Origin of the sequence: Myroides sp. DF42-4-2 (genome assembly GCF_030326445.1) — a bacterium.
Lineage (GTDB): Bacteria > Bacteroidota > Bacteroidia > Flavobacteriales > Flavobacteriaceae > Flavobacterium.
Window position 1 is genome coordinate 53,191 of the sequence record NZ_JACAKI010000021.1, and the last position, 12,261, is coordinate 65,451.

10 protein-coding genes are annotated in these 12,261 nt (G+C 30.7%); 9 read left to right on the plus strand and 1 reads right to left on the minus strand.

Annotation, left to right across the window (positions count from 1 at the left end; genetic code table 11):
• The 9 genes from HX062_RS13770 (at window position 1) to HX062_RS13810 (ending at window position 11,183) form a co-directional block, all read left to right on the plus strand.
• On the plus strand, window positions 1-1,140 hold the full coding sequence (locus HX062_RS13770) for a restriction endonuclease subunit S (protein ID WP_286467790.1): 1,140 nt from the start codon (window positions 1-3) through the stop codon (window positions 1,138-1,140).
• 43 nt (window positions 1,141-1,183) lie between these two features.
• Window positions 1,184-3,934, plus strand: coding sequence for a sacsin N-terminal ATP-binding-like domain-containing protein (locus HX062_RS13775; protein WP_286467791.1), 2,751 nt, complete (start codon window positions 1,184-1,186; stop codon window positions 3,932-3,934).
• A 21-nt stretch (window positions 3,935-3,955) separates the two neighbouring features.
• Window positions 3,956-6,925 carry a type I restriction endonuclease subunit R gene (locus HX062_RS13780; protein WP_286467792.1) on the plus strand — a complete coding sequence of 990 codons (2,970 nt, stop codon included), beginning with the start codon at window positions 3,956-3,958 and terminating at the stop codon, window positions 6,923-6,925.
• 27 nt (window positions 6,926-6,952) lie between these two features.
• Window positions 6,953-7,096 carry a hypothetical protein gene (locus tag HX062_RS13785; protein WP_286467793.1) on the plus strand — a complete coding sequence of 48 codons (144 nt, stop codon included), beginning with the start codon at window positions 6,953-6,955 and terminating at the stop codon, window positions 7,094-7,096.
• A gap of 153 nt (window positions 7,097-7,249) precedes the next feature.
• Window positions 7,250-8,587: an AAA family ATPase gene (locus HX062_RS13790; RefSeq protein ID WP_286467795.1), complete on the plus strand. Its 1,338-nt coding sequence runs from the start codon at window positions 7,250-7,252 to the stop codon at window positions 8,585-8,587.
• Window positions 8,577-9,317 carry an RloB family protein gene (locus HX062_RS13795; RefSeq protein ID WP_286467796.1) on the plus strand — a complete coding sequence of 247 codons (741 nt, stop codon included), beginning with the start codon at window positions 8,577-8,579 and terminating at the stop codon, window positions 9,315-9,317. The genes HX062_RS13790 and HX062_RS13795 overlap by 11 nt, the downstream gene beginning before the upstream one ends.
• A 270-nt stretch (window positions 9,318-9,587) precedes the next feature.
• A complete protein-coding gene (locus HX062_RS13800; protein ID WP_286467797.1) occupies window positions 9,588-9,992 on the plus strand; it encodes a hypothetical protein in 405 nt (134 codons plus the stop codon).
• Entirely contained in the window at window positions 9,962-10,720 is a 759-nt protein-coding gene (locus tag HX062_RS13805; protein WP_286467800.1) for a site-specific integrase, read from the plus strand. Before HX062_RS13800 ends, HX062_RS13805 begins: the two co-directional genes overlap by 31 nt.
• 121 nt (window positions 10,721-10,841) lie before the next feature.
• Window positions 10,842-11,183, plus strand: a complete 342-nt coding sequence (locus HX062_RS13810; protein ID WP_286467798.1) for a helix-turn-helix transcriptional regulator — start codon at window positions 10,842-10,844, stop codon at window positions 11,181-11,183.
• Window positions 11,184-11,442: 259 nt separating this feature from the next.
• Here the strand turns inward: HX062_RS13810 and HX062_RS13815 are convergent, their stop codons facing one another.
• Window positions 11,443-12,120 (minus strand): CPBP family intramembrane glutamic endopeptidase, encoded by a 678-nt coding sequence (locus HX062_RS13815; RefSeq protein ID WP_286467799.1) that lies wholly within the window; start codon window positions 12,118-12,120, stop codon window positions 11,443-11,445.
• Window positions 12,121-12,261: the final 141 nt, after the last annotated feature.

A 12,261-nucleotide genomic window follows, 5' to 3' on the forward strand; every position in this document is an offset into this window, starting at 1 on the left:
ATGAGTTTTACATTAAATAATATAGATAGAAGCAATTGGAAATCTTTTCCGTTTGAAAAAATAGCTAAACGTATTTCTGAATCAGTAGACCCAAAAACTACTGACTTAGAGGTGTATTATGGATTAGAACATTTGGATGGTGAAACTATTCATATTCGGCGTAATGGTACACCTGATGATGTGAGTGGAGGAAAATTAAAATGTTATCCTGGAGATCTGATCTTTGGAAAAAGACGTGCCTACCAACGAAAAGCTGGTATTGTCAGAAAAGCTGGAATTTGTTCTGCTCATGCTTTTGTATTTAGAGCAAACGAAGAAGTAATTGATAGACGATTGTTTTCTTTCTTTTTCCATTCTGACCAATTCATGCATCGTATGATTGATATTTCTGTAGGAGGATTATCACCGACAATTAATTGGACAGATTTGAGACATCAAGAATTTCTTCTCCCTCCCAAAGAACAACAAGCGGAATTAGCCGATTTGTTATGGGCGATGGATAACGTGATTGAAAGGGATTTGGAAGTGTTGGAGAGGTTTGAAGTTCTAATTAATTCAAAACTTAAGCAACTATTTACATCCAAAGAATCAAAAACACTTTTAAGTTTATGTAAAGAGAAGCCTAAGTATGGTTCTAACACGTCTGCCGTTTCATTTGATGGTCAAACTAGATATATAAGAATTACAGATATTGGTAAGTTCAATTTTCTGAATGACGAATTAGTTTCCTCTGAAAATCCAGAAGATAAATATTTATTAGAATATGGAGACTTTCTTTTAGCTCGTTCAGCAGATCCGGGAAGAAGCTATTATTATTTACCTGAACATGGTAGATGTATTCATGCTGGTTATTTGATAAAATTTAAATTGGATATGAATTTAATCCTTCCTGAATATTTATATCTATACACACAAACTCAAAAGTTTAAAACTTGGATTAATCAAACTACTAGAAAGGGAACATTAAGTAATATTAATTCAGAAGAATTTGGAAAGATAAATATTCCTATTACTACTGTACCTAAGCAACAAGAAATTGTTGATTCAAGTAAGATTATTTTAGAACAATTGAGTTTAGTAGAATCCAAACTTCAATCTTCAAAGGCTTTGCAAAAGGCGTTGATTAATCAGGTGTTTTAGAAGAAAACACCCAAACTACTTACCATAGAAAATACTATTAATTATGAATGAAATAATAAATAATAATATCGTTAAATCTTTTGAAGAACAAATTGCAGAAACCGAAATTGAAAAAAAATTAAGTATACCAGCCAAACGTCTTTTAGAAAAGTTAGAGCCTATTCCAAGTAAGGTTGATATATTACAATATCGTTGGTTTTGGGAATTAGTTCAAAACGCAAGTGATTTTAATGATTTGGTTGATGTAGAGGTAGAATTAAATTCTACTACATTGATATTTCGTCATAATGGTAAACCATTTAAGTTAGTAGATGTTGAAAATTTAATTACTCCAGATTCAGACAAGGATGATACAGAAATTACCGCAGAATATATAGGGAGATTTGGTAGTGGTTTTATCTCTACACATATATTATCGTCAATGATAACAGTAGAAGGAGTTGTGCAGGATAAATACTTACAAGATAAGCACTATACTTTTAAATTTGATTTAGATCGTGCTTCGTATTTAATTAAAAAAGAGTTGATTACAGCTATTGGAGAATCTGAAAAGCAATTTAAAAAATTTCATCCTGAAGTAGAACATATTCCAGGAACGTTTGAAACAAAATTTACTTATGATTTATCTAAAAGTTTAACTCCTTCAATAGAAACAAAAAAGATAACAAAAGAAGGGATAGTTTATGCTTGTAAAATACTTCCTTTGGTTTTTACCTTTCTTCCTAAATTAAATTCAGTTCGATTTATAGATAAAACGGAAAGTAAAGAGATGTATTTTTTTCAAAAAGAAAGAAATCAGGATAAAGGTATTTGTAAAATAGGGCAAGAAATCAATAAATCTAAAAAAGATGATATAATAGTTCGATTTGTAACCGAATCTGAAGTAACTATAGCTGTTGAGATAAAAGATAATAAAGTGGTAGAATATCCTGAAGATATTGCTGTTTTATTTCTATATCTACCAATGATAGGGTCGGAAAAATTTCCATTTCCAGTAAGTATTCATTCTAGTAATTTTAAGCCAGAAACAGAAAGACACGGCATTAATATTTCTGTAAATGATACAGAAAATAGAAGGTGCTTAGTTTTAGGTGTTCAAGCCTATAAGAAATTACTTCAATCACTAGCAAATGATGGGATTAGAAATTTGTACAACTTGGTATCTCTTAAAAGTGACCGAATAAAAAATTTGCAGACAAATGCAAAGTGGTATCAAGATACAATAGAGAAGGAATTTAAAATAATATTCGATAGTATAAGTTTCGTTAATTGTCATGGCAAAATTGTGTCGTACACAAATCTTAGAATTCCCTTCATCCCAGAAAACAAAACAGAATCTAAAGATGTGGAATTTTATGATACGATATTTGAACTCATTTTAAATAAAGTACCAAAAAGAGAAGAATATGCTAAATGGTTAAAAAATATTGATTTTACAATTTTTAAAACAGTTCCATTTAGATTAGCTGATGCCGTTAGGTTGGTTGATACAGCTGGTAGTATCGATCAATTAAGTCAAATTCTTAAAAAAGATGTTGCTGAGACTACAAACTGGTTGTCCAATTTTATAAGTTATGTAGTGAAAAATGAGATTGGCCTACTGACACAACACGCTATTATACCTAGTAAATCTATAGAAGGTAAATTCGTCAATAGAGATGCTGATATCTACGTAGATAGCAATGTAGATACTGAATTGATTGCAGTGTATAACAAAATGACTGAAGGTGATTATTATAGTAAATTATTAAACGATATAATTTATAAAGGGAATTCAACCTTATTGCCTTCTACAAAGATTAAAACGACTCATAGTTTATCTACTGAAATAGACAATATATTTTTATTACGATTAAAAGAAAATTCAAGATTATCGAAGGCTGAAATAGAAGGATTAAGCTTGTTGTTGAAATGGTTAAAGAATAAAGGTTTTCCTAACTGGAGTGAGTTGTCCCACTACTTTCCTACTTTTAACGGTTCTTATTCAAATTTTTTCTTAGAAAGTTTTGATGAAGAGGAAAAGGTTAAGGCAATTACAATCAGAAATAGTGGTAAACAAGACAGTTTATTAAAACTAGCTGAATCAGAAATTAGCTCAGATGATTTGCAGAAAGTTGCAGAAAGCTTAAGTGAGATAAATCAAATTATAAAAATAATTGATAAAGGTACTAGCATTTCAAAATTGACTCAACTTACGGATTTATTTCCTGATGATATTCCAGAAAGTGTTATGAAATACGCAAAGGAAGAAGCTAGAAAGAAAAAGGAGTTTAATAACTTATTGGAAGTTGGTTCTAAGGTTGAATTCGCATTTATAGAATTATTAAAAGATTATCAAGTTGAAAAAGATGTTGTTCATGCGGGAGGTGGTGCCTACGATATTAGAATCACAAATCCAACTAATGGTAAATCATTCTATATAGAAGTGAAATCTTGTAGATATAACAATACCGATCCAATAAATATTGCTATTTCACAAGCAAAGCGAGCGGTAAAAGAGGTAAGTAATGAAAATTTTGCGATAGTTGTTGTTGAAAGGCCTGAAGACAATAATGTAGACCCTGATTATATTAAGCTATATGCTAAATACTTGAAAAATCCAGGACAATATTTAACTGCTATTCCAGAACGATTAGAAGTAATAGAAGAGAAATCAAATACAAACGAAACTGTTGACCTTAGAATGGATTTTGCTGAATTTAAAGGAGCTCTTGATTATAATTGGATCAAAGAAAAGACCAACAATTCGAGTTTCAATGAGTTAATTAGGGATATTCAAAGAATCTTAATCTAAACACAACCAAAACTATTAATTATGAAATTCAACGAAAGTAATACAGTAGAAGCATTTGTCATTAAAGAATTATCTGGACATGTTTTTAGTACAACAGCTGTACTAAATGAGCCAGGGATGACTTATGGTAAACCTTGGCAATATATAGTACCTCAAGATTTAAAACGAGGTGTAAACGAGGTGTTGTTAGAAGATAAACTATTTCAAGCTTTACAGCGCTTAAACCCTGCTATTGCAATCAATCCAGCATTTGCAGACGAGGTAATTTACAAATTGCGTGCAATACTACTTTCAGTTGGACAAATAGGTCTGGTTCGTGCTAATCAAGCTTTTCACAAATGGATGTGTGGTGATGAGTCGATGCCCTTCGGAGAAAACAATCAACACATTCCAATTCAACTAATAGATTTTGAAAATATAGAGAATAACGAATACATTATTACCAATCAATTGCGTGTACACGCTCGTGAGACCAAAATACCTGATATTGTTTTATACATCAACGGAATTCCAGTAGTAGTAGGTGAACTAAAAACCCCCATCCGCCCTTCTATCTCTTGGTTAGATGGTGCAAATGAAATTGTGGAAGTGTATGAAAATGCTATACCTAGTCTATTTGTTCCTAATATTTTAAACTTTGCTACTGAAGGTAAAACCTTTGGGTATGGTGGTATTCGTACCCCTTTGCAATTTTGGGGACCTTGGCGCATGGATTTAGATCAAGATTCTGTAACTAAATATTTAGGTATTAATGACGTAGCGGTAGAGATTAATGATTTATTGAAACCAGAGCGCTTGCTAGATATTTTGCGTAATTTTTCGCTATTTAGTACCAATAAAAAGAAACAATTAATAAAAATATTACCTCGTTTCCAGCAATATGAAGGAGCTAATAAAATAGTAGAACGTGTTATTGAAGGCTCGATTAAAAAAGGGTTGATTTGGCATTTTCAAGGTTCAGGGAAATCTTTTTTAATGGTTTATGCTGCGCAAAAATTGCGTAATACAGTAGCTTTGAAAAGTCCAACGGTACTAATATTAGTAGATCGTACTGATTTGGATACACAAATTTCAGGAACCTTCAATGCGGCAGATATCGCCAATGTAGTAACTACAGATAGTATTGGCGAATTACAAACTTTATTGGAACGAGATACTAGAAAGATTATCGTTTCCATGATTCATAAGTTTCGTGATGCTAAACCCAATATGAATGTTCGCGACAATATTATTGTATTGGTCGATGAGGCACACCGTACACAAGAAGGAGATTTAGGTCGTCAGATGCGTGCTTCTTTACCAAATGCCTTTTTATTTGGATTAACAGGGACCCCCGTAAACCGAGCTGATAAGAATACGTTCTGGGCCTTTGGTTCAGAAAATGATAAAGGAGGTTATTTATCTCGATATACTTTCCAGGATTCTATCCGTGATGGTGCTACTCTACCCTTGCATTTCGAACCCCGTTTAGTTGATGTACATTTAAACAAAGAAATGTTAGATGAAGCATTTGAACAACTAAAATCATCTGTTGATTTAACTGATGAAGATGCCGACTTGTTAAATAAAAAATCGGCGCGTATGGCCGCTTTTCTAAAAGCACCTGAACGTGTTGCTAAAATAGTAGCCGATATTGCCAAACATTTTAAAGAAAAGGTAGAACCACATGGTTTTAAAGCCATGATTGTGACACCTGATCGTCATGCTTGCGTACAATATAAAGAAGAATTAGATAACTATTTCCCAACAGAAGCCAGTAAAGTAGTGATTTCAACTACTGCAAATGATCCGAAAGAATTTAAAGATAAATGGGCGGTAGATAAGTCTCAACAAGAAAAGATTGTCGATGAGTTTAATAAACCCGATTCACCGATAAAATTTATTATTGTTACAGCCAAACTGTTAACGGGATTTGATGCACCGATTCTACAAACCTTGTATTTAGATAAGTCTATTAAAGATGTGACCTTATTACAAGCTATTTGTAGGACCAATCGCTTGTATCCGAATAAGCATTTCGGACGTATTGTAGATTACTTTGGTGTTTTTGATGATGCAGCTAAAGCCTTGCAATTTGATGATAAAACAATGCAATCGATCGTGAGCAATTTGAATGAATTGAAAAATAAGTTACCTAGTTTAATGGAAAACGCATTAAGTCATTTTGAGGGCGTGGAGCGTACTATTGAGGGCTTTGAAGGTTTAGAGATTGCACAAAATGCAATCAGAACAGATGAGTTGAAAGATGCTTTTGCTAAAGACTTTAAATTATTAATGAACGTTTGGGAATCTCTATCACCTGATCGTATTTTAGATCCTTATCAAACTGATTATCGTTGGCTTAGCCAGGTATATGCTTCTGTAAAACCATCATCAGATCATACTGGTAAATTATTATGGATGACATTAGGTGCCGAAACTACCCGTTTAATGCATGAAAATATTTCTGTAGGAGAAGTACATAATCTAGACGAATTTATCTTAGATGCAGAGGTTATTGAAAATATATTTAATAATCCTAGTCCTAAAGAAGCCCGTAAAATAGAAGATATTCTAACCAAACGTTTTAAAAAACATAGTGGTGATCCAAAATTCAGAAAACTAAGTGAACGATTAGAAGAACTTAGAGCTAAAGCAGAACAAGGACTTATCACCTCTATAGAATTTGTAAAAGAGCTTTGCAAACTTGCCAAAGATACTTTACAAGCAGAAAAGGAATTAGAAGAATCTATTAAAGAAAAAAGTCCACAAGCAGCATTAACAGAGTTGTTTATTGAATTAAAAACAGATAAAACACCAGCTGTAGTTGAGCGAATTGTGAAAGATATTGATGATATAGTTCGTTTGGTTCGTTTTCCTGGTTGGCAAACAACAACAGCTGGTGAGAGAGAAGTTCAAAAATCATTACGCACAGCCTTGTTGAAATATAAACTTCATAAAAATGAGATGTTGTTTCAAAGAGCGTATGAATATATAAAAGAATATTACTAAAGTTAACTATTTAAACTTGAAATATAGATGGTCAAGAAATTAAACAAAATAAAACTTTCCAAAGAAGATCAAGGACTTTTATTGCTTATGCAACAAGCAGTAAGAGATAAAGTGGTAACTAGAAAAGAAATAATGAAAGTTTTAAGTGATAGTGAATATAGAAAACTATAATTTTAAGCGTATCTGCAATTGGTTAAAAGTAAAGAATTTCAAGAATTAAATAATATACTTGATCATGTAATAGAATAAAATTAATAAACTATTTTAAATAAATTATTATTCTAAGAGATAAACTCGTTATATTTGACTACTAAAACAAACATTATGTTAGTAAGATTCGTTGTTGAAAACTTTTTATCGTTCCAGGAAGAAGTAGAATTTAATATGTTAGCTGGAAATTTTAAAGCACATAAAAATCATGTTTACAATTTTAATCCCAAAATACTTAGAGCAGCTGCTTTATATGGTGCAAATGGAGCAGGAAAATCTAGTTTGATTAAAGGAATTGAATATTTTAAAGATATCATTGAAAATGGAAGAATTGATGGTTCTGTGAATAATAAAAAATTTAAATTAAACGATCAATGTTTAACAAAACCTATTTCTTTTGAAATAGAAATTATCTATAATCAAAAATTTTATTCTTATGGCGTTAGATTAAATAATAGTATTGTTGAAGAAGAATGGTTATATGAAACAGGGATTAATACTGAAAGAAAAATTTTCACTAGGCAAACATCGCAATTTGGAAAAGTTGAAATATCCTTTGACAAAAAATATATAAATACACCTAAAAGTAAATTATTAATCGAAATATTTGAAGATAATTTATTAAAACCAAATGAACTATTACTATCTAAAAACAAAGAGTTAAAAATAGAAATTATAACAAATGTTAGATCAGTATTAACTGACAATATTGTTATTATACATCCGCAAAGTAAATATACAAACTTCACTCCTCATATATCTGAGTCAGAAGATTTCAAAACCTTCTCAAATTTATTGTTAAAGACATTTGATACTGGTGTTAATGAATTAAAAATTTTAGAAGTAGAATTAAACAAATACTTTGGAGAAGATGATTCAGATTTAAAAAACTCTTTAATAGAAGATCTCGATAATCATCAAGGTGTATTATTAAATGAAAAAGGAATAGACTTATACATAACTAAAAATGATAACGATGAATACATCGTGAAGAAATTAGTTTCTGATCATACAGATACTAAAGGAAAGCAAGTATCTTTTGAGTTAACGGAAGAGTCAGATGGAACACAAAGATTATTTGATTTTATACCAGCCCTATATGGTATTTTATCTGAAGATGTTACTTTTATTATTGACGAGATAGATCAAAGTATACATCCTGCATTACTCAAAGCTATAATTTCAAAAGCGATGAATGAAACCGATACTAAAGGTCAATTAATTTTTACAACACACGAATCAAATTTACTAGATTTAAATATTTTTAGACAAGATGAAATTTGGTTTGTTGAAAAAAACAAAACAACAAAAAGCACTAATATGTATTCCTTAAGTGATTTTAAACCTAGATATGATCTAGATATTAAAAAAGGGTATTTACAAGGGAGATTTGGAGGAATACCATTCTTAGGAGATTTGGAAAAATTAAATTGGAATGATTATGAGTCGTAAACAAAGAGGTTACTCAAGGGATCTACCTGATGAACTACTAAAAGATTATAGACTATTTGCAATTGCATGTGAGGGAGGAAAAAGAGAACCTGATTATTTTAAAATATTACAACATCTCTCTAATCGTATAAAGATAGATGTAATAGACGAAAAAGTTTCTGAAGAAGGTTTAGAGGAAATTTTAGGAACAAAATCATCGCCAAAATGGGTACTAGAAAGAGCTAGAACCTATTTAGAAGAAGAAAAATTTGGTAAAGACGATTTTTTATGGTTTGTAATAGATATTGATCGATGGAAAATGAAAGATATAATCGAAATTTTTAATTTCTGTAAAACGAAGGGACAATGGAATCTTGTTTTAAGTAATCCATGTTTTGAAAGTTGGTTATATCTCCACAAAAGTGATAATATAGAAAAATTAAAAAACAAAACTTGTAAAGATTTAAAAGCAGAAATAGATTCTTTAGAAAAAGGAGGATATAATCCTTTAACATTTCTTCCTAATATAAAAGACGCAGCTTATAATGCAAGAAAACTTGATAACGATATCAATCAATTCTTACCAGATAAGTATAATAGTAAAATTTACTTACTAATTGAAGCTGTACTAGATTTTTGTTCAGTACAAGAATTTGATTATTTCATAGAATATACAATACCAAATTTATTGATTGCAGAAAATAAAAGTAGACATGAAAAACGTAAAAAAAGAGTATTAATAAAGAAATAGATTTAGTCTTAACTCACCACATCCTCATCACACAACCCACACAACACTCTGTAAATCAAGGGATGTAAGATATTGTATTGGTAAATAATCTGTCTTTTTAATACTTTTTTATCTTATTTGATATACTTTGAAAATCAAATAGTTAAGTGTTAAATGTTTTTATAAGATGTTCTTATTTTCTATATTGCGTACAACATTTGTACAACATAATTAAAAAGTGTTGTACAAATGTTGTACAAAATGAGTCTCCCTAACCTAATATAGAAAATTATGAAAATCACTCTTAAACAAAGAAAACTACCTAGTGGAAGAATTAGTCTTCATATAGAATACCTCAAAGGAACTGAAGTACTTGCAAATGGAAAAAGGAAACATATCAGAGAATTCGAAAACCTCAAGCTCTTCCTCCACGGCGCTCCTAATGGTGCTAAGGAAAGAAAGGAGAACAAAGAAGCGCTCCAAATGGCAGAGAATATCTTAGCTATCAGACAAAGTGAAGACCTTCGAGGTAAATACGGAATTAAAAACAAACACAAAGGACAACGCTGTTTCCTAGACTTCTTTCACGAAAAAATGGAAGAGAAATACGAAAGTCCTAAAAACTACGGAAACTGGGCTGCTAGTTTTCTTCACTTAAAAAATGTATCTCTACTACTTTTACTTTTGATGAAGTAGATGATGAATTCTTAAAAAAAGTCCGACATTACTTTGATACAAAGGCGCTTACTAAAAGTAAACTTCCGCTTTCATTAAACTCAAAATACTCCTATCTCAATAAATTTAGAGCTGCTCTTCGATTAGCCTTTGAAGAGGGGTATCTAACAATTAACTATGCCCAAAAAGTAAAGAGCTTTAAACAAGCAGAAAGTCAAAGAGAGTATCTTACGTTTAATGAGGTACAACGTCTGGTAAAAACGGATTGTAAATACGAAGTACTTAAACGTGCCTTTTTATTCTCTTGTTTAACTGGTCTTCGTTGGTCAGATATTAATAAGCTTGTTTGGTCTGAGGTAAGAGACGAAGATGATGCTTGTAGAGTCATCTATAGACAAGAAAAAACAGAAGGTGTTGAATATCTTTATATCTCCAAACAAGCAAGAGAACTCTTAGGGGAAAGAGAATCATTGAATCAACTCGTTTTTACTAATCTTAAATATTCTGCTATTTACAATAATGAAATTGTCCGTTGGTGTAATAGAGCGGGTATTCACAAGCATATTACCTTCCATAGTGCGAGACATACCAATGCGGTACTCCTCTTAGAGAATGGAGCTGATATTTACACGGTTTCCAAGCGTTTAGGACATCGTGAAATCCGTACGACTCAAATCTACGCCAAGATCATTGATAGTAAAATGAAAGAAGCCTCTGAACTTATTCCGGAACTTAAGTTTGGGTTTTAAACTAAGGGGTTACTTTTAAAATGATAATTACACTAAAGCCAAGTGGTACTTGAAAGTACACTTGGCTTTAGTCTTTTATGATATAACTGTAGTTTGCTTCTAAATCTAAAAACAATTGACTATGGAGGCTATTAAACTTATACTTGAAAAGCTTGACTACTTAGAGCAACTCATCATTTCTAATCACAAGGAAATTCTGTCTGTGGAAGAACTAGAGAAATATACTGGTTTTAAAAAATCATATATCTATCACCTGGTTCACTACAATAAAATCCCCTACTCTAAACCGAATGGTAAATACTTGTTCTTTCAGAAATCTGAAATCAATGAGTGGCTGCTAAAAAACAAGTATTTATCTGATGATCAAATTCAACTAAGGGTAAAATCATTAACATTGAGCACAATTTTAATCTATACTTTTTTTGTCAACTATAAAAACCAGAATGTTAATTCTTATCAGTGATTAAAATACGTCCTTAACAATATATAATCTATCAACCACTAAAATCTTACAGAGTCATGTCCTCATAATGATAAGAAGTTAATTGCGACACAGTAGAATAATTTTCAGTCAGCACAAGATGCAAATAAATCGGTGGAGATACTTCTAGACCAATGAAATATCAGACCATTTAAAAACGCATAATAATCAAACTCATCATCAGAAAAAGAATTCTATTTTTGAATACCAAAAACTTTTATTTTCTTTCTTATGACCTATTTTATTTTACAATAGAAAGAACAGCCATCATAGCCGATAGGTTGAATAAAAGATGAATGATTATAGAAAACACCAATCTTCTTGTCAAAACATAGATAACACCAAAAATAACAGCTGGAATAAAATAAAAAGTAAACTGACTGAACCCTATAACTCCATGAATAAATACAAAACTTACACCAGCTGGAAGTATAGCAATCCACCTATTAATCCCTAATTCCACCAATCTAGTAATTATAAAACCTCGATAAATAATTTCCTCAAAAAAAGCAGAACATAAAACCGAAAAAATAAACAAAAAACGCTGAGAGCTATTTCGAGGAAAAAAAGGAGATAATGCTTTTAAGTCATTCTCATTAATTTCAAGTCCTCTTAAAGTATACTCTGTAAAGCCAAAGACTAAAAATGATATGATAAAATAAATTAAAATAAACAAAAAAGTTTTCTTATGAGTTAATCTATATCCAATATCAATAAGACTCTCATTCTCTATTTTTAAAAACCTTTTCACTATACAAAAAGTACTTATATGTAATATTATAACTATAATCCAAAAAAGGAAATAATAGTCATTATTGTTATTTACAAATAATTCTTTAGCTATGGGTGTCATACTATAAAGTACATAAACTAAAGGAAAAATAAGCATTACAATAAAAAGTTGAATTTTTTTAGACATAGCTTAATCAATTATAAATTATTGTTTATCATTTCTAATAATAGGTCTACCTCGTATAATCTCCTGTAGGCTTCCCTATTTTAGGACACCTCTAAATTCGACAAATAATTCTTATTATGTTCAGATTTGATGAAGAATTTA